Here is an 18,702-nt window from a genome sequence, read left to right on the forward strand (position 1 = left end):
GCCGGCTTGTGATTCCCCGGACACGCCCGCGCCTTAGAATATTGCTGTCCGGTATCTTCTCAAAGGGGGCGTTGCGGGGGGTTCCCCCGCAGAAGGGGGTGCGTCGGCAACGAAGTGCCGACCAGGGGGAAGGCTTTCCCCCACCACGCAAAGCCGCCGAACCACATTTGCGGCAATACGCCTTTCCGGTTTTCCGTCCCGCTCTGGTAAATCCGCTTCCTTTACCGGCGCAGGCGCCTCGAAATCACTGCACTTTCCGTCTATCATCGCGTTCATGTGCAACGCCTACGAACAGCATGTGAAATGGGAAGAATATGTGCGGATGATGCAGGCTCTTGAGCTTGGCATCCCGACGCAGCAGTCCGAGCTCGACCTTCCTCAATTCGACGAGATCCGCATCAATCAGATGGGGCCGGTGATGCGCGCCCGCGACAATCTGATGGAGCTGGCCCCGATGAATTTCGGGCTGCCGTCTGACCAGCCCAAGCGCGGCCCGGTCTTCAACTTTCGCTCGGACGGCCGCGACTTCTCGAAAACCCTGCGATGCCTCATTCCGGCCTCGGGCTTTTTCGAGTTCACCGGCACGAAATATCCGAAGACCAAGCACCGCTTCGCGCTGAATGATGCGCCCTTCATGGCGATCGCCGGCATCTGGCGCGAGGCCAAGGGCAATCACCCGATGGCCTTCGCCATGCTGACGACCGAGCCCGGTCCTGACGTGAAGCCTTACCATGACCGGCAGATCGTGGTGGTGCGGCCCGAGGATTGGGCGGCGTGGATCTGGCTGACGAAGCCGCAGGCGGATTTGCTCAAGCCGCTTCCGGCCGGGTCGCTGTCGGTCGAGACGGTGCGCAAGGGCGTGGACTAGGGGGGCCGGGGTGCTGAGGATCGACAACCAGGGCCAGAAGATCGTCGAGACGAATTTCTGGGACAGCGAAATGGCCCGGCGCGGCTATTTCTATCTGAGCTGGAACGCCGGGGCGGCGCGCCTCCTGGTGCCCGACGCCCAGGCGGGTTCGGTTCGGGAGATGAAGTCCGCCAAATACGTCATCGTCTCGCGCGGTCGATGGGAGGAAGCCGGGCGCGACGACGCGCTTGAGCTTCTGTTCGAGGACAAGTCGGACAATCCCTATTGCCTGCATCTGTCCAAGGAACAGACCGACCGGCTCATTCCCGAGGAGGACCAGGGCGGCGGCTTCTGGGTCGTGGTGTGGACGCGCCGGGGACAGCAGCTCCGCTTGCCCGGCAAATATCGCAAGGTCGAGACCGTGCCGTGCCTGCAACCATGGTCCGAGAACTGAACGGGAGGATGCGGGATGGTGTGGCGGGTCTATCTGCGGTCCCACGAGTTCCCCCATGAGGGGGAGGTCTCCGAGCGCCTGCTGACGCACGATCCCGAAGAGGCCGTTGCGGCATTTCGGACATTGCTGCGGCGCGACGATCTCGCCGGCCAGCGTATGGCGGCGCGGATGACGTCGGACATTGCGGGAGGCGCAATCTACACATCGCGCTTCGATCGGGAGATCGGCCGTGGCCGCATCCATCCCGACGCGCCGCTCGATCCGCTTGCGGATCAGGAGCTGAGCCGCGAGGCGGCGGCATGGCGGCCCGAACGCTGAGGGGCATCAGGTATAGGCTTCCGTTGCGCATCGCCGCAGGTCCGCGATGACGGGCGCCACGGATCGGATGTCGGAATTGAACAGGGGGAGCGATGATCGACTTGCAAGCGCCGCTGGCGAGCTGGCTCCCGACGGTCTGGTACCCGGGGTTCCTGCGAGGGATGCCGGATCTGCTCGTGGGGCGGTGGCCGGACGTGTTTCGGCGGCCGGCCGGCAACGAGTCCTATAAGGTGTGGTTCGTCTGCTCTCCGCGGGAGCGCCAGGCCCTGCTCGATGCGCTGTCGCGGCCCGTTCCGACCAAGGGCGGGGCGCTTGATTTTCGCGCCGGCCCCGACGCGGCCGTGACCGGCGCCGTCGACATCGACGATTTCGTCGGTCTCTATGCCAGCCCAGGCGCGGAATGGCCGTGGATCACGGTGACGAGCACCACGCTTCCCGCAGGGAGTTCGGCTGGCTTGGCTCGCGGCCGGTTCGCTTGGGACAGCGACGAGACCGAGGCGGGCACATTGGACCGGATTGCCCGGCTTCAAGCGATCCTGCCTGCCCCGGTCCGCGTGCCGGGGCGATCGGACGGATAGGTGGGGATGAGGTCCCTCGCTCACCGGAAATCCCGCGTCGGGACGCGGATTTCCCTGATGTGGTCATAGCTGTCGCCGAGATTGCGCGGGGCCGGAACCTTGGCCTCGCTGCGGTGATCTGGGCGCGGGCTGCCATGGTGCAGCTCGTCGCCGCGTCCGTGCGGAAGGGGGAACGGAGCGTCGCGATGGCCGACCGAAGCCAGCAGCGGCGTGAGGTCGGTCAGGTGGTGGGCGACCAGATGCACCACCTCGCCCTCGCGCTGCACCCGGCCGCGGATGCCGAGCATGCCCGAGGACAGGAGCACGCGGCGGTATTTCTCGAAGGTCTTGGCCCAGCAGACCACATTGGCGATGCCGGTCTCGTCCTCGATGGTGGCGAACAACACGCCCTTGGCCGAGCCCGGCCGCTGGCGCACGAGAACGACGCCGGCGGTCTCCAGCCAGCGCCGGTCCCGCGCCGCCATGGTCTCGGCGCAGGAGACCATGCGCCGTCGTGTCAGGTCCGCGCGCAGGAAGGAGACCGGATGGGCGCGCAGCGTCAGGCCGACGTGCCCATAGTCCTCCACCACTTCGCGGCCCTCGACCATCGGCCTGAGCGCGACGGCTGGCTCGATCGCCTCCGGCAAAGGCTCCGCTTCGCGGGCAGCGGCGGCCGCGAAAAGGGGCAGGGGCTCCTCGCGCAAGGGGCGGATCGCCCAGAGCGCCTCACGCCGGCCGAGACCGAAGGCGGGCAGGAAGGCGTCGGCCTCGGCCAGCCGCGACAGTGCGCCGACCGGGACGCCGGCCCGCCGCCAGAGATCGTCGATGGAGGCGAAGGGCCGATCCTCGCGCGCCGCGACGATGGCTGCGGCGTCGCGGTTGGCGAGGCCCTTGACCTGGCGCATGCCGAGACGAACGGCGAAGCGGGTTTCGTCGTCGGTGGGCTCCAGCGTGCAGTCCCATCGTGAGCGATTGATACAGACCGGCCGGACCTCGACGCCGTGGGTGCGGGCGTCCCTGACGATCTGCGCCACGGCGTAAAATCCCATCGGCTGCGAATTGACCAGCGCGGCGCAGAAGACGTCGGGATGCCAGCATTTGAGCCAGGCCGACGCATAGGCCAGAAGCGCAAAGCTGGCTGCGTGACTTTCAGGAAAGCCGTAAGAGCCGAAGCCTTCGAGCTGCCTGAAGGTCGCGGCGGCGAAGTCGGCATCGTAGCCATTGTCGATCATGCCGGCGATGAGCTTGTCGCGGAATTTCGAGACCCCGCCAGTATGCTTGAAAGTCGCCATGCTCCTGCGGAGCTGGTCGGCCTCGCCCGGCGTGAAGCCCGCGCACTCGATGGCGACCCGCATGGCCTGCTCCTGAAAAAGCGGCACGCCGAGGGTTTTTCCCAGGACCGCCTCCAGCTCGGGCTTGGGATAGTGGACCGGCTCGATGCCCTCGCGTCGGCGCAGATAGGGATGGACCATATCGCCCTGGATCGGCCCAGGCCGGACGATGGCGACCTGCACCACCAGGTCGTAATAGGTGCGGGGTTTCAGGCGCGGCAGCATCGACATCTGTGCCCGGCTCTCGATCTGAAACGTCCCCAAAGTGTCCGCCTTGCGGATCATCGCGTAGGTGCGCGGGTCTTCGGCCGGGATCGAGGCGAGGTCGTGAGCGACGCCCTTGTGATCGGCGAGCAGGTCGAGCGCGCGGCGCATGCAGCTCAACATCCCTAAGCCGAGGACGTCCACCTTCATCATTTTGAGCGCGTCGACGTCGTCTTTGTCCCATTCCACGACTTGCCTCTTTTCCATCGTGGCGGGCTCGATCGGGACGAGGGAGTCGAGGCGGTCGCGCGTCAGCACGAAGCCGCCGGGATGCTGGCTCAGATGGCGCGGGAAGCCGATCAATTGGGAGGTCAATTCCAGCGTGAGGCGCAGCCGTCGGTCTGCCATGTTGAGGTTGAGCGCATCGACATGCTGCGGCCCGATCTCCTGCTCGGACCAGCCCCAGACCTGGGTGGAAAGCGTCTTGATGAGGTCTTCGGGAAGCCCGAACGCCTTGCCCACGTCCCTCAGCGCGCCCTTGGCCCTGTAACGGATGACGGTGGCGCAGAGCGCCGCGCGGTCCCGGCCATAGGTCTCGTAGATCCATTGGATGACCTCCTCCCGCCGCTCGTGTTCAAAATCGACGTCGATGTCGGGCGGCTCGCGCCGCTCCTCGGAGACGAACCGCTCGAAGAGGAGCGAATTGCGGTCAGGGTCGATCGAGGTGATGCCGAGGACGAAGCATACGGCGCTGTTGGCGGCCGAGCCGCGGCCCTGGCACAAGATGCCCTGCGAGCGCGCGTAGCGGACGATGGAATTGACGGTCAGGAAATAGGGGGCGTAGTCGAGCCGCTCGATCAGGCGCAGCTCGTGTTCCAGCGCGGCCCGCACGCCGGCCGGCAGGCCGTCGGGGTAGCGGCCCGCCGCGCCCTCCCAGGTCAGGCGCTCCAGCGTCTGTTGTGGGGTCAGCGCAGGATCGTCGCGTTCTTCCGGGTATTGATAGACCAGCTCGTCGAGGCTGAAGCGGCATCGCTCGACGATTTCGGCGGTGCGGGCGAGCGCCTCCGGGTAGCGGCCGAAAAGCCTCTCCATTTCCTCGGGCGGCTTGAGGTAGCGGTCGGCATGGCGCTCGCGGCGGAAGCCGAGCGCGTCGATCGTCGTGTTGTGCCGGATCGCCGTCACCACGTCCTGAAGGATGCGCCGGTCTGGCGTGTGGAAGAGGACATCGTTGGTGACGACGGTGGCGACCTTCATCCGCGCGGCGAGCGCCGACAATTCGTAAAGGCGCATCTGGTCGTTGGGCCGGCGTCGGAGCGAGAGGGAAAGGTAGGCGCGTTCGCCGAACGCCTCGCGCAGCCGCCGCAGATGCAGCGCGCAGGTCTCGTCGGCGGTATCCGGCACGAGGATGGCGAGCAGCCCTTCGCCATAGGCCACGAGGTCGTTCCACTCCAGATGGCACTTCGCCTTTCCGGCCCGACCCTTGCCGAGCGAGAGCAGCCCGCACAAGCGGCCATAGGCGGCGCGATCGGTCGGATAGACGAGGACCGACATGCCGTCCGCGAGGTCGAGGCGACAGCCGACGACGAGCCGGATGCCGGTCGCCTTGGCCGCTTCCCACGCCCGCACGATGCCGGCCAGCGAATTGCGATCGACGATGCCGAGCGCCTCGATGCCGAGGTTCGCCGCCTGGGCGAACAGCTCGTCGGGGCTCGATGCCCCGCGCAGGAAGCTGAAATAGCTCGTCACCTGAAGCTCGGCGTAGCGCGGTCCGGTCATCCGAACACCCCATGGATGAACCAGCGTTGCGAGCCGGTGGCGGCGTCCTCGCCGTCACCGGCGCGATAGAGCCAATAGCGTTCGCCGGCATCGTCCTCGACCCGAAAATAGTCTCTTACGGCAGATAGTTCGGCGTCACGCTTCCACCATTCTCCGAAGACGCGCTCCGGCCCGTCGGCCCGCTTCACGCGCCGGCGCACGCCGCGCCATGTGAAGGAGACGGGCGGATGGTCGGGCAGGAGCGCGATGGTCTCGACCGGCTCGGGGCGCAGCAGCAGCCGCGCCGGGCGCGGCCAGGCGTCAGGCCAGCCGGCGCCAGTATCGGGGGCGAGGGCCGGGATGCGGCAGACGGACCGCTCAGGCACGTCGCTGGCGACGGGCGCGGCGCGATAGATGGCGCGCTCGCCGACACGGTTGGCCAGCGTGTCGATCAAATCGGAGATGTCGGGTTCCGCCTCCTCGATCAGCGAGGTGACGGACTGGCGGGAGCCGAGCGGCTCGGCGATGGTGGCGCAGAGCGTCATCGTCTCGATGCCGAAACCGGGGTCGATGGTTTCGATCTTGTCGCAGAGCAGCCGCGTGATGCGCTTGGCGTCGCGGATCGGCTTGGCCATGCCGATGCGGACAGCCTGGGCGCGGCTGTCGACGCGCTGGCAGATGAGGTCGAGGCGGCGCGCGCCCTGGCCTTTTTCCTCAAGGGCCGCGCAAAGCGCCACGACCAGCTTGGCCGTATAGCGGGCGATGGTCTCGGCCGCCGAGATCGGCTCGGCGAAGACGCGGCGCGCCTCCACCAGCTCATCGGGCCGGATAGGCTCGATCGGCTCGGCCGAGCGGCCCAGGGCCTCGTCGAGCCGGCGGCCGATCTCGGGGCCGAAGCGGAGCGCCAGCGGTGCGCGCGGCTGGCCGAGAAGGTCGCCGATACGCTCGAAGCCGAGCATGCGCAGCTCGCCCGGCATGGCTGCGGGCAGGCGCAGCGCCTCGATGGGCAGCGATGCGATGACCGAGGCATCGTGTCCCGGTGGGGCGATGACGGTGGGCCGCGCGGCGAAGCGGGCGAGCGCGTGGGCCGCGCCCCAGGTGTCGGCGATGGCGGCCTGTGCTGTGATACCGGACATGGCGAGCCGGCCGAGCAGACCGTCGAGCATGGCGGCTTCGCCGCCGTGGAGATGGTCGGCCCCGGTCGTGTCGATGACGATGCCGTCGGGATGATCGGCCGCGACGATCGGGGCGATGCGCTGAAGCACCCAGAGCGCGAGGCGCTCCAGCGCCTCGGCATCGCCGACCGGATCGGCGTCGCGGATCGTCAGGCCCGCGACCAGCGCCTGCGCCTTGGCGGCGGGCATGCCGACGCGCACGCCGAGCGCGACCGCTGCCGCGTCTGCCGCCGTCACCAACCGCTTGCTTCCTTCGCGGCCGACCACGATCAGCGGGGCGTCAGCGGGCGGCGCCTTGTCGCCGGCCATGCGCCGCAGCCGGTCCGTGGGCCAGTCCGGCAGGCAGAGAGAGAAAACCCTTCGCATTGCACGCTTCCAACTCGAAATCAGCACTTTCGCCGGCTCGTGCCCGGATCAGCTCGACCAGCCAGCGAGGGCGGCCGACGCCGGAGACCGGCAAGGGGGTGGAGGGCAGCACCGAGACGCGCCAGCGGGTGGCGGCGGCTGTCGGCTGCCCGAAATCCATGGAGTCGGCCTGACGGCGCCAGCGGCGCAGCGCCAGGCCGATGGTTCCGGTGCCTTCGGCGGCGAACATCAGCCGGCGCGAGGCGTTCATGGACAGATGCGCGACCTCGCCGACCACGGCCCCCAGGGCGCCGTGGCGCAAGCCTTCTTCCATGCAGGCCAGCACGCTGTTCTGGTCGCCCGCCTCGATATAGATCACGCGGTCGGCTTCAAGCCCTGCCTGGGCAACGGCCGGCGCGAAGATGTCGGGCTTGGTGATGCACCAGAGCACACGGCCCTTGGTGCGCGCAGCGATCCCGGCCGCAAAGAGAGCAGCGGCCGCGCCGTCTATGACGCCATGGCCGCCGCCGGCGATCTCATGCAGCGCGCCGCGCGCCAGCCCGCCGCCCGGCAGGCGTGAATCGACGGCGGCGAGCCCGAAGGGCAGCACCGATTTGACGCGCCGGCGATGGCCTTCGATCTTCTCGATCTGCGCGCGCAAAGCGTCGATAGCGGGCTGGGGCCGCACGTTCGTCCTTGACCTCCGGGTTCCGGGCTTGCATCATGTTCCCTATTTGTTCTAACGTCTGCGTTCGAGAGTCAAGCGCGAAGCGATGGGAGGGCGGAAGCAAGAGGTCGATGAACAGCCATATCATCGTTCAGGTCATGCTCTGCGCGCTCGCCTGCGAGCCGGCGGAAATCCGCGTCTGGGACGGGGATTCGCTGCGGCTCGGCATGTCGAGCCAGGCCGAGGCCGTGCGCATCTTCAATATCGACGCGCCCGAGATCGAGGGTAGCTGCGCAAAGGAGAGCGCGCTTGCCCAACGCGCGAAGGTGCGGCTGGCCGAACTGCTCGATGGCGGCCGGATCGAAATTCTTCGCCAGGGCGCAGACCGCTATGGGCGCACACTGGCGGCGGTTCGCGTCAACGGCGTGGATGTGGGCGACCAGCTCGTCGGCGAGGGCCTTGCGCGGACCTGGGCCGGGCGTCGTGAGCCGTGGTGCGGCGACGACGGCTCCATTCTCTAGGAAGACCCGACGACCCTGACATTAGGCCGGGCTGGAGAACAGGGCTATACTGGTGCGCGGCAACCGCGCGCAGTTCGACAGGGAGGGGCAGCGAGAATGGGGATTGAGAGCCGATCGACTATCGCGCTGCGGCTTGCCGCGCTGGCGTGCTGCCTCCCGACGATGGCCACGGCCGAAGAGAAGCTCGGATGGCATGGCGAAAAATGGGAGCGCGGGGCATCGCTGTTCTACGGCGTCCCGCAGACCGACCACGCCCCGCTTTCCTTTGCCTGCCCGGATGGAGGCAGCGAGCTTGTCTTCACCTTCGCCTTCGCGCCGATCAACGCGGTCGACGGCGTCGAGGTCGAAGTGCTGCTCGAAGCCGGTGACATCTCGGTGCCGATCGCCACGACCGGCGCCAGGATCGAGATGGATGACAGCTTCATCCTCGAAGGTCGGACGATGCTCGATGCCCGGCTCCTCGACCTCCTCGGCTCGCGCGGCATGCTGTCCGTCTTCGTCGAGGACGGCGCCGAAGAATATCCGCTCGACGGCGCGCGGGAGGCCGCGGCGGCGCTGATAGAAACCTGCACCGACAAGGCGGCGCGCGCGGCAACACCTGAAACGGCGCAATGCAAGTTTTCCGCCTGGGTCATGAAGGGCGCTCCGCCCGATCTGCCGATCCGCTCGGGGCCAGGGCCGGACTATCCGGCGGTGGCGACCATACCCCGCCCCTATACCGATGGGACGGAGATTTATTTCCCCGAGGTGACGATTACCGGCTCCCGCGACGGCTGGTTCCGCATTTCCGAGGTCATCACCGATCTCTATGGCGGCTGGCCCACGGATGCGGTCGTCACCTTCTCCGGCGAAGGATGGCTACCCGGCAACATGCTCCGGGTCTGGCTGGAATCGCGCTACCTCCTGTCGCGGCCGTCCGACGACGCCCCGGTTGCCTTTACCGTGACCACGGCAAGCAGCACGTCCGACTATTTCCAGATCGACACTATTCACGCCTGCGAAGGTTTGTGGATCGAGGTCGAGGGGCGCCGCGACGACGAAAGGCCCCGCGGATGGATCAGGGATATTTGCGCAAGCCAGGTGACGACATGCCCATGAGGGGAACCGTCATGAGCGTCGCCTTGCGTGCGGCGCTGGCCGGATTGGCGATCGTCTCGGTGCCCGCCGGCCCGGCGTTCGCCGAGCCTGCCTTGCGTGTCGATCTCGCGGATCGCGTCGGCGGCCGCGAAGACGTGACCTTTGCCGATCTTGTTCGCCTCGTCCTGCCGGGGACCGCCGGCAACGAGACGATCGACGTGAGGGACATCGGCAGCGAGACCGTCGAGGATCTCGAACCGGCGTCGGCGGCCGCTCCACGGCTTTCGGCGGTGCCGGTGCGCTCCGGCGGGCTTGACCGGATGGCTGTGCTGCTGAATTTCGGCAGCGGCAGGGATGTGGTCGGCCTCGCCATTCTCGCCCTCTTCGACGTGGCAGGCGAACCCAGGCTTCTTGATGCCGCCAATGTCGCTAGCGGCGAGGGGACCTCCTTCCTCGATCCCGCCCGGCTCCCGGTCGGCACCGGCGACGATCTGCTGGCGATCCAAAGCACGCATTGGAATTCCAGCCAGGGCTATACGACCGTCCCGCTGGTTCTCGTCCGCAACGACCGGCTCGAACTGGTCGATAGCATCTTCGCGTTCGACGAAAATCTCTGCGCCTTTGAGCGGACGCAGCGGCTTGCATTGCGGCACAAGGCGGGCGCGCCGTTCTCCGACATCGTGGCCACCGTGACCGAAGAGACGACGCCCTCGGGGGAGGACTGCGGCAACGCCCCGGTTCCCAAAGCCGGCACCCGCACGATCACCGTGCGTTACCAATGGGATGACGGCGCGCAACGCTACATTCCCGATTCCGACGCCTTCGACGTGCTGGCGCGCGAGAGCGAGGAGCGTTTCTGACGCTGCTAGGACTGCTGCGAGGCGGTTCGCCGATGGCCCAACATCATTGCCGGGGTCGGCCCAGCTCCTCGTCGGCAATGGCCTGGACGGTCTTCATATCCATTTCGACGTCGGGCGAAAGACGCGCGACCTCGGCCGCAACCTTGGCCCAATGCCAGAATCGCGCACGGTCATGCAGGGCGCGTGCGCGCGAAGCCCGCCGCTGCGCCTCGTAGTAGGCGTGCTGGCCGTGGCTCTGGAGCAAGGCGCGAGCGTCGCGCTGCCAGCGTAGCCGGATCTCCCGTCGCTTCTCGATCCAGTCCGTGAGGACGCGCAGCATCGCGGTGACGTAACCTTTGCCCGAGTTGTGCCGGCACGCGATTGTGTCTGGCTTCCAGATATATAGCAGATTTTTCTAATGGTGTGGGAAAGGAAAGCCGGGCTTCGGTCGAGGAGCTGGCTAGACGCCGTGGCGGTGGTCGCGTGGGCGGAAGCTGCCATTGGCATCCCGGCCGGCCGGGATGCCAATGGCGGTTCGGTGGTTACGCCACGAGCTTGAGGCGCTTCTTGGCGAGCATTTGCCGGACGAACTTGTCCCACTTCTCCATCGCGGCCCGCTTCTCCTCCATGTAATTCCAGCGGTCATAGTGCTTCGAGCTGACGTCCTGGAGGGTGTGGTTCTGAATCCGGTCGCGGATTTCCTTGGACAGCCCGGCCTTGCCGCCGAGGGTCTTCCACGTCCGGCGCAGATCCCGATTGGTGACATAGGGGATCACTTCCCGGTCGCGCTGACGCCACATGAACGAATAGAGCGTGCTGGCGCGGACAGGCTTGGACCTGTCGAACGCAGACGGGAAGAACCAGCCATGCTCGTCGACATTGATCGACTCGATGATCTGGGCGGCGAGCTTCGGCACCGGGATCGCGTGCGGCTTGCCGTTCTTGGTCTTCGACCAGTCGATGATGCGCTCCTTCGCATCCCACTGGTCGATGTGGAGCTGCGCGATCTCCTCGACACGCTGGCCGGTAAGCATGAGAACCATGACCGCCCGCGTATAGGGCGGATGGACCGGCCTGTCCGGGCACTCCAGCCAGCGATAGAGCTGCACGAACTCTTCCTCGTCCAGCCAGCGCGTCCCGACATTCTTCGGCTCGGTCGGGATGCCCGCCGCCGGATTGTAGATCAGGCGGAAGCGGCGTTCCGAAGCGGTGCGGTAGTCGTGCTCGGACTTCAGGCCCCAGCTATAGGCTGACCGGATGTAGGAGCGCACATGATCGGCCATCGAACGCTTGCCACGCTCGTAGATCGGGCGGATGAGCGCGGTGATCTCGTCCGGCTCGATGTCGCGGGCAGGGCGATTGCGGCCGAGCGTGTCGGCGATCTTGTTCAGCCCCTTCTGTGCTTCCTTCCATGACGATTTGCCGCCCTCGTTGAGATGGGCGATGTAGGCGTCGAACAGATCGGCGACGGTGCCGGGCCGCGTGTCGCCGGCGATCTTGATGCTCCGGCCCTTCTGGATCATGCCTGCGAAGTCGCGTTTGAAGACCTCACGCGCTTGGGCGAGGGTCATGGAGGGATAGGAGCCGAGCTTCTTCTTGGTGCGCTTCTTGTCGCGCCATTGCTGCGCCATCCAGTCGGCGGTGACGCGGGTGGGCATCGGCTTCATGACGAGGACGAGGCGGCCGGTTCCGTGGCCTTCGCCGTCGACAAGGTTGAGTTGCTTTCCGGTCTGCTCCACCGTTTTGAAAGCGCGGCGGATTTCGCCATCGGTAAGACTAGGCATTGGGCTCTCCCATCGGGTTACGAGGTGGGGTCGCCAGTCGCTCTATTGGGGTCACTGACTGGGATCAGTGGGGGCGTTGATCCCCCTAAAAACGACGTTAATATGCCATGTTATCCATGCTTACGACAAGCCCAAAAATCGTTATATCTCAATGGTATAGAACGGGCTTGGACGTGACCGAAAATGACCGTGATGGATGGTTGTGGCACAGGATGATGGCGGAGGCTGAAAGCTCCAGCGCGCGCTTCACCACTTCACGCGGATAGAGCGGGGCATGGTCCACCGTGCCGGTTTGCAGTATCTCGTCCTGAATGAGCTGGTTGCGCTTGTCCAGAAACAGCACCCGCACCAGTTCGCGGTCCGCATAGGCCATGGTGGTGCGGCAATAATCGATCACCGAGCTCCATGAGGAGAGGACGGGCCTGCGCTTGACCTCGCCCTTGGCCAGACGCTGGGCGGCGGCCTCCACGATCTTCAGCTCGGTGATGATGGCGTCCTTCACGCCGGGCACTTCCGCCAGCAGGGCGGGAGGGGCGGCCACCACCTCGGCGAAGGAGCCGAACCGGGCCACCAGCTCCTTGGCCAGCGGCTTCACGTCACGGCGCGGAATGGCGCGGAACAGCACCAGTTCCAGCAGCTCATAGTCTGCCAGCGCCTGCGCGCCGGCATCACGGAAGCGCGCGCGCAGCCGGTCGCGATGCCCGTGGAAATGCGGGGGGGCTTCGCGCAGGCCGTCGCGGGGCTCATCCACCATGGGAAGGGGCGGTCCGGATCAGGGGATGTTGTAGGGCGGCTTGTGATAGCCCTTCGGGCTCAGGGTGAAGATTTCCACCCCGGTCTCGGTCACACCAAGGGAGTGCTCGAACTGGGCGGTGAGAGAGCGGTCCCGCGTCACGGCGGTCCAGCCATCGGAGAGCACCTTCACATGCGGCTTGCCCAGATTGATCATCGGCTCGACGGTGAAAATCATGCCGGGCACGATCTTCGGCCCCTCACCGCGTGTGCCGAAATGCAGGATGTTCGGCTCATCATGGAACACACGGCCCACACCATGGCCGCAGAAGTCCCGCACCACGCTCATGCGCTGGGGCTCGACGAATTCCTGGATCGCCGCGCCGATATCGCCGATATGCCCGCCGGGCTTGATCGCCTCGATGCCGAGCATCATGGAATCATAGGTCACCTCGATCAGCCGTTCGGCCTTGCGGGAGATTTCGCCCACCGCATACATGCGGCTGGAATCGCCATACCAGCCATCGAGAATGACGGTGACATCGCAATTGACGATATCGCCCTCGCGCAGTGGCTTGTCGCTCGGCATGCCGTGGCACACCACATGGTTGATGGAGGTGCACACCGCATAGCGATAGCCGCGATACATCATGGTGGCGGAAAGCGCGCCGGCCTGTGTCGTCATCTCATAGACGAGATCGTCAATGGCGGCGGTGGTGATGCCGGGCTTCACCAGCTCGGCAATGGCATCCAGAATGCGCGCCGCAAGCTGGCCTGCGCGGCGCATGCCCTCGAAAGCCTCCGGGCCATAGATCTTGATCTGCCCGTTCTTGCGCAGCGGGGCATTGGCCGCTTCAACATAGTTCATCACGTCACTCTTCCGTCCGCCACCTGCCTGTGGTGCACATGTTCATACAGGCCGCGCGATGTTCCGTTTCGGGATTCCCGGTAATATGCACCACAAATGGCCCCGGAGACCAGCACCCGCAAGTGCGGGAAGATCAGCCCGCCACCGGAATTTCTCCAGTGACCGTGATGCCTGTCCGCTCCACCCGGCATACCAGGCCGAGTGCTTCCACGCCCGCCTCCCGCGCCTTGTCGAACGCCCGGCCATAGGCCGGGTCGAGGTCGCGGGCGAGGCTGATCTGCCGCGCCGAGCCGATCTGGCTGAGATAGACCATCACGGCCCGCCTTCCGGCCCGCACCTCATTGGCCAGCTCATCCAGATGCTTGGCCCCGCGCGCGGTGACGCAATCGGGAAACTCGGCATGGCCCGGCATGCGCATCAGGTGCACATTCTTCACCTCTACCAGACAGGGCGGGCGCAGATCATCTTCCAGCAGGATATCGATGCGGCTGTTGACACCATATTTCACCTCCCGCCGCTGGCGGGCATAGCCGGAAAGCGCGGGCACCTGCCCGCCGGCTATCGCTTCCGCCACAAGGGCATTGGGGTGCATGGTGTTCACGCCCACCAGCTCCGGCCCCATGCCGAAATCGGCCTCCACCAGCTCCCAGCTGAGGGGCAGCTTGCGGGTCAGGCTGGTGGAACGGGAAAGCCAGACGGGGCTGTCCGGCGCCGTCAGCCCCAGCATGGCGCCGGGATTGGCGACATGAACGGTGGTTCCGCTTCCGTCCTCAAGAATGACATCGGCCAGAAAGCGCTTGTAGCGTTTCACAAGGCGGGCGGGAATGAGGGGGGCGGGAAACAGCATGGGGGTGCGGGGCGGTCCAGAGAAGGGCGGCGGGCGGGCGGGCACACCTTCCGCGGGGCGTTTGCGCTGGAGCATTGAGTTGCAGCGCGGTTCGCCGCATCCTGTATCATGAAGTCGTGGCCAAGCGTGCCGCATGCGATCAGATCAGGGAAACAAGATGAACCTGCCCTCGACGGAGACGGAAGTCCGCAAACAGTCCACCCTGCGTCTGCGGGCGGGGTTGCTGCTGTTGGTTGGCTTTATCCTGATGTGCGCATTTGGCGGCTATTTCGTCGCCAACAAGATCGGGCTGGGGTGGGGCTGGGCCATTCTCATCGCCGTGGTCATCTGGGTGGGCATTGGGATCGTGCTGGCCCGCATGTCTGCCAAGGTCTATTACGGCCTGGCCCTGGTGGTGACACTGCTGCTGGCCTATCTGGTCTATGATTTCGTGACAGCGGCGCTGGGCTGGTCCAGTACGATCGCGGCAGTGCTGGGCGCGGTGGCGACAGCTTTTCTGGCCTTCACCTTCCATGATTTCCAGCGCCTGAAGAGCGAATTGCGCCGGCTGGTCTATCGCGAGTGAAGCTGCCGCCGGCCCGCAAGGCCGGCCTTGGGCTGCCCGCACGGGGCATGAGGCATCCGGCGGCTGGAGGGATCGCCGGGAGGATTTGATAGTTTTCATGATTTGAGCGATTGATAGGGGCAATGATGCCGGAAGGGCAGGCCAGATCCTGCCGCCGGCTTCGGGCGGAAGCCTCTTGCCCCGCAATCGCGGCAGGTTGCCGCTTCCATCATCAAGCCTTGTCCGCAGGGGGACGGGCAGGGGAGTGTGGCCGTTTCATGAATCTTATGACCCAGCCTCCGGCAAACCTGTCCTGTGAGAATGCGTTCAGCCCGGCCCTTGCCGAATCTTCCGTTCTGGTGGTGGATGATGAGCCGGGCATGCGCAATTTTCTGGTGCGCATGCTGGCCCCGCGCTGCCGCCATGTGGCGGAGGCCGCCGATGTGGAGAGCGCCTCCCGCCTGCTTGAGGGCACGGCCTTCGATCTCATCATCCTCGATAATGTGATGGCCGGGCGCAGCGGCCTTGAATGGCTGCATGACCTGCGTGAAACCGGATTTTTCCGCGAGGTCATCCTCATCACCGCCTTTGCGGATCTCGATACCGCGATCGAGGCGCTGCGTGCCGGTGCCGCCGATTTCGTGCTGAAGCCGTTCCGCTCGAACCAGATCCTCAATGCCATTGCCCGCTGTCTGGATCGCGCCCGTCTCCAGCGGGAGAATTTCGTGCTGCGGCGTGAGCTGGGCAGCATGCAGGCGCTTCAGCGGGCGGTGCCGGCCGTGGGCGCGCTGGTGGGCGATTCCAGTGCGACGGAAGATGTGCGGCAGATGGTGGCGCGTGTTGCGCCCATGCCCACCACCGTGCTGGTGACAGGCGAATCCGGCACGGGCAAGGAGGTGACGGCCCGCGCCATTCACCAGGCCTCGGCCCGTGCGGCCAAGCCCTTCGTGCCGGTCAATTGCGCGGCCATCGCGCCGGATATCATCGAGAGCGAGCTGTTCGGCCATCTCAAGGGGGCCTTCACCGGGGCGGCCTCCTCGCGCGAGGGGCTGTTCTTTTATGCGCAGGGCGGCACGCTGTTTCTGGATGAGGTGGGCGAACTGCCGCCCGCCATGCAATCCAAGCTGCTGCGGGTGATCGAGGACAAGAAGGTGCGTTCTGTCGGTTCGGAGCGCGAGGTGCCAGTGGATGTGCGCATCGTCGCCGCCACCAATTGCGATCTGGAGGAAATGGTCGCCTGCGGCCGCTTCCGGCAGGATCTCTATTACCGGCTGAATGTGGTGAACATCCATCTCACGCCCCTGCGCGAGCGTCCGGCGGATGTCGCCCCGCTGGTGCGCCAGTTCATGGCCGAGCTGGCCTCCCGTCTCGGTGTTCCGCCGCTGGAGCTCTCGCCCGCCGTGCTGCGGGCGCTGGCGCGCTATCCATGGCCGGGCAATGTGCGCGAATTGCGCAATGTGGTGGAGCGCTCGCTCATTCTGGGGGATTTCCCGCAGGATGTGGTGCCGGAGCTGGATGATGTGGAGACCAACGACAATGTCTCCGCCCTTTCACCGGATGCGCTGGAGCTGATGGAAAAGCAGCATATGCTGAAGGTGCTGGCGGAAAGCGGGGGCAACAGGGCGGAAGCGGCGCGCCGCCTGGCCATTTCCCGCAAGACTCTGGATCGCAAGCTCAAGGCCTGGCATGCCTGAAGGCGCCGCGCCTTCCGGCCGGCTGGGCCTGTTGCGGCGGCTGCGTTCCGTGCGCATGCGCCTGCTGGTGATGGCGCTGCTGCCCACGCTGATCATTCTGCCCGTGGCGCTGGCGGGGGCCGGCTGGTGGTGGACGAAGCAGTTTGACCGTCTGCTGGCCACCAAGGTGAATGGTGATCTCACCACCGCGCGCCAGTATCTGAACCGGCTGATGGAGCATAGTGGCGCGAGCCTTGAGGCGCTGGGCAACTCTGTCGCCTTTGCGCAGGTGGCGGGGGAGGATGCGCGGAAAATGGCGGCATTCCTCTCCGCGCAAAGGGAGGCGCTGGGGCTCGATTTTCTCTATCTGCTGGGAGAGGAGGGCCACTGCCTGGCCTTTGCCCGGGCGGGCGAGAGCTGGAGCGCCGCACCTGCTCCCCTTTCTGCCGGCGCGGCCCCCCTTGCCCCGTGCGAGCCGCAATGGAGCGTGGTGCGGCAGGCGCTGGAGGGCCATGCCAGCACGCAGATCGATCTCTTTTCTGCGGACAATCTCCAGCGCATTTCTCCCGCTTTGGCTGAGCGGGCGCGGGTGGAGCTGGTGCCGACACCGGGTGCCGTTCCACTCTCGCGCACGCTGGAGGGGCGTGGACTGGTGGTGCAATCCGCCACCCCGGTGCAGGTCTTCCTCATGGGGGAGCCCATGTTGCGGGGGGCGCTGGTTGGCGGGGTGCTGCTCAACCGCAACCTCGATTTCATCGATACGATGAACGATCTGGTCTATCGCCGCGGCAGCCTGCCCGAGGGCAGCGAGGGCACGGCGACACTGTTTCTGGATGATGTGCGCATTTCCACCAATGTCCGCCTGTTTGAAGGCAAGCGGGCGCTGGGGACCCGCGTTTCGGCCGAGGTGCGCGAGGCGGTGCTGGGGAAAGGGCGGGTGTGGCTGGACCGGGCCTTCGTGGTCAACGACTGGTACATATCTGCCTATGAGCCGATTGTGGACAGCACCGGCGCACGGGTGGGCATGCTCTATGTCGGTTTTCTGGATGCCCCGTTTCGCACACAGAAGCAGATGGTGCTGATTGTCGCGGTGGTGGGCTTTTTTCTGGTGGCTCTCATCACTATTCCGCTGCTGTTGCGCTGGGCGGCCTCGATCTTCCGCCCGCTGGAGGCGATGGACCGCACCATCTCGCGCGTCGAGGCCGGGGAGATGGAGGCACGCACGGGCATGACCGAGACAGGGGACGAGATTGGCCGCCTCGCCTATCATTTCGATGGTCTTCTGGCACTGGTGCAGCAGCGCGATGCCCAGTTGCGCAGCTGGGCGGATGAGCTGGACCGGCGGGTGGTGGAGCGCACACGCGAGCTTCAGGCCGCCAATGAGGAGCTGGCCGCGACCCAGCGCCGGCTCGTCATGTCCGAAAAGCTCGCCTCCATTGGCGAGATCACGGCGGGCGTGGCCCATGAGATCAACAATCCGGTGGCCGTCATCCAGGGCAATCTGGATGTGGCGCGCGATGTGCTGGGGCCGGCCGCGGCACCGGTCCGCACCGAGTTCAACCTGATTGACCAGCAGGTGCACCGCATCAACATCATCGTTTCCAAGCTGCTTCAGTTTGCGCGCCCGGGCGAGTTTGCCGGCACCAGCGAGCCGGTGCATGTGCCGGATGTGATCGGCGATTGCCTGCTGCTGGTGCAGCATCTCATGTCCAGCACGGAAATCATCGTGGTGCGCGAGGACAGCGCCACCGGCTTCATCCGCATGAACCGGGTGGAGTTGCAGCAGGTGCTCATCAATCTCATGGTCAATGCCCTGCATGCCATGGCCGGTGGCGGCACGCTCACCCTCATCAGCCGGGATGAAACGCGCGAAGGGCGCAAGGGCGTGGTGCTGGAGGTGCGCGACACCGGAAAGGGCATTGCGCCGGAACATATCCAGCGGATTTTCGACCCCTTCTTCTCCACCAAGGGGCAGGGCGGCACTGGGCTGGGCCTGTCCATCAGCTATACGCTTGTCGAGCAGGCGGGCGGCGAGATGGTGGTGGACAGCGCGCCGGGGCAGGGGGCCTGTTTCCGCCTGTGGCTGCCCTGCATGGATGATGCGGCCTGAGGCAATGGCGCCAGCCCATCACGCATTCTTTTGAACAAATCCGTTTCCTGCGCG

General features: G+C 66.0%; 18 protein-coding genes. 10 read left to right on the forward strand and 8 right to left on the reverse strand.

Features of this window, described 5'->3' with window-relative positions; translation table 11 throughout:
- Positions 1–274: 274 nt before the first annotated feature.
- From ACT6QG_RS06585 to ACT6QG_RS06600, 4 genes are all read left to right on the forward strand, one after another.
- Positions 275–868: an SOS response-associated peptidase gene (locus ACT6QG_RS06585; protein WP_444976764.1), complete on the forward strand. Its 594-nt coding sequence runs from the start codon at positions 275–277 to the stop codon at positions 866–868.
- Between the two features lie 10 nt (positions 869–878).
- Entirely contained in the window at positions 879–1,301 is a 423-nt protein-coding gene (locus ACT6QG_RS06590; RefSeq protein WP_444976765.1) for a hypothetical protein, read from the forward strand.
- 15 nt (positions 1,302–1,316) lie between these two features.
- Positions 1,317–1,619: a hypothetical protein gene (locus ACT6QG_RS06595; protein WP_444976766.1), complete on the forward strand. Its 303-nt coding sequence runs from the start codon at positions 1,317–1,319 to the stop codon at positions 1,617–1,619.
- A gap of 92 nt (positions 1,620–1,711) precedes the next feature.
- On the forward strand, positions 1,712–2,197 hold the full coding sequence (locus tag ACT6QG_RS06600) for a hypothetical protein (protein ID WP_444976767.1): 486 nt from the start codon (positions 1,712–1,714) through the stop codon (positions 2,195–2,197).
- A 20-nt stretch (positions 2,198–2,217) separates the two neighbouring features.
- Here the strand turns inward: ACT6QG_RS06600 and ACT6QG_RS06605 are convergent, their stop codons facing one another.
- From ACT6QG_RS06605 to ACT6QG_RS06615, 3 genes are read right to left on the reverse strand one after another with little or no spacing between them, the layout of a single operon-like run.
- Positions 2,218–5,487 carry an error-prone DNA polymerase gene (locus ACT6QG_RS06605; RefSeq protein WP_444976768.1) on the reverse strand — a complete coding sequence of 1,090 codons (3,270 nt, stop codon included), beginning with the start codon at positions 5,485–5,487 and terminating at the stop codon, positions 2,218–2,220.
- Positions 5,484–7,007 carry a DUF6504 family protein gene (locus ACT6QG_RS06610; RefSeq protein ID WP_444976769.1) on the reverse strand — a complete coding sequence of 508 codons (1,524 nt, stop codon included), beginning with the start codon at positions 7,005–7,007 and terminating at the stop codon, positions 5,484–5,486. The genes ACT6QG_RS06605 and ACT6QG_RS06610 overlap by 4 nt, the downstream gene beginning before the upstream one ends.
- Positions 6,922–7,674 (reverse strand): ImuA family protein, encoded by a 753-nt coding sequence (locus ACT6QG_RS06615; protein WP_444976770.1) that lies wholly within the window; start codon positions 7,672–7,674, stop codon positions 6,922–6,924. Before ACT6QG_RS06615 ends, ACT6QG_RS06610 begins: the two co-directional genes overlap by 86 nt.
- A gap of 110 nt (positions 7,675–7,784) precedes the next feature.
- On the opposite strand from ACT6QG_RS06615, the gene ACT6QG_RS06620 reads away from it, so the two are divergent.
- The 3 genes from ACT6QG_RS06620 (at position 7,785) to ACT6QG_RS06630 (ending at position 10,111) form a co-directional block, all read left to right on the forward strand.
- Complete coding sequence (locus ACT6QG_RS06620) at positions 7,785–8,174, forward strand: thermonuclease family protein (protein ID WP_444976771.1); 390 nt, start codon at positions 7,785–7,787, stop codon at positions 8,172–8,174.
- A 96-nt stretch (positions 8,175–8,270) separates the two neighbouring features.
- Complete coding sequence (locus tag ACT6QG_RS06625; protein WP_444976772.1) at positions 8,271–9,272, forward strand: SH3 domain-containing protein; 1,002 nt, start codon at positions 8,271–8,273, stop codon at positions 9,270–9,272.
- An 11-nt stretch (positions 9,273–9,283) separates the two neighbouring features.
- Positions 9,284–10,111: a hypothetical protein gene (locus ACT6QG_RS06630; RefSeq protein WP_444976773.1), complete on the forward strand. Its 828-nt coding sequence runs from the start codon at positions 9,284–9,286 to the stop codon at positions 10,109–10,111.
- A gap of 43 nt (positions 10,112–10,154) precedes the next feature.
- Here ACT6QG_RS06630 and ACT6QG_RS06635 read toward each other — a convergent pair whose 3' ends face one another.
- The 5 genes from ACT6QG_RS06635 to sfsA form a co-directional block, all read right to left on the reverse strand.
- Positions 10,155–10,430 (reverse strand): hypothetical protein, encoded by a 276-nt coding sequence (locus tag ACT6QG_RS06635; protein WP_444976774.1) that lies wholly within the window; start codon positions 10,428–10,430, stop codon positions 10,155–10,157.
- A 202-nt stretch (positions 10,431–10,632) separates the two neighbouring features.
- Positions 10,633–11,874 (reverse strand): site-specific integrase, encoded by a 1,242-nt coding sequence (locus tag ACT6QG_RS06640; RefSeq protein ID WP_444976775.1) that lies wholly within the window; start codon positions 11,872–11,874, stop codon positions 10,633–10,635.
- A gap of 148 nt (positions 11,875–12,022) precedes the next feature.
- A complete protein-coding gene (locus tag ACT6QG_RS06645; RefSeq protein WP_444976776.1) occupies positions 12,023–12,628 on the reverse strand; it encodes a JAB domain-containing protein in 606 nt (201 codons plus the stop codon).
- 18 nt (positions 12,629–12,646) lie between these two features.
- Positions 12,647–13,474, reverse strand: a complete 828-nt coding sequence (gene map / locus ACT6QG_RS06650; protein ID WP_444976897.1) for a type I methionyl aminopeptidase — start codon at positions 13,472–13,474, stop codon at positions 12,647–12,649.
- Positions 13,475–13,607: 133 nt separating this feature from the next.
- Positions 13,608–14,321, reverse strand: a complete 714-nt coding sequence (gene sfsA, locus ACT6QG_RS06655; RefSeq protein ID WP_444976898.1) for a DNA/RNA nuclease SfsA — start codon at positions 14,319–14,321, stop codon at positions 13,608–13,610.
- A gap of 157 nt (positions 14,322–14,478) precedes the next feature.
- Here sfsA and ACT6QG_RS06660 point away from each other — a divergent pair, with 157 nt between their 5' ends.
- The 3 genes from ACT6QG_RS06660 (at position 14,479) to ACT6QG_RS06670 (ending at position 18,648) form a co-directional block, all read left to right on the forward strand.
- Entirely contained in the window at positions 14,479–14,886 is a 408-nt protein-coding gene (locus ACT6QG_RS06660) for a hypothetical protein (protein WP_444976777.1), read from the forward strand.
- A 266-nt stretch (positions 14,887–15,152) separates the two neighbouring features.
- Entirely contained in the window at positions 15,153–16,559 is a 1,407-nt protein-coding gene (locus ACT6QG_RS06665) for a sigma-54-dependent transcriptional regulator (RefSeq protein ID WP_444976899.1), read from the forward strand.
- Positions 16,552–18,648 (forward strand): sensor histidine kinase, encoded by a 2,097-nt coding sequence (locus ACT6QG_RS06670; protein WP_444976778.1) that lies wholly within the window; start codon positions 16,552–16,554, stop codon positions 18,646–18,648. The genes ACT6QG_RS06665 and ACT6QG_RS06670 overlap by 8 nt, the downstream gene beginning before the upstream one ends.
- Positions 18,649–18,702 lie beyond the last annotated feature (54 nt).

It is taken from the genome of Haloleucobacter ellipsoideus (assembly GCF_052491725.1).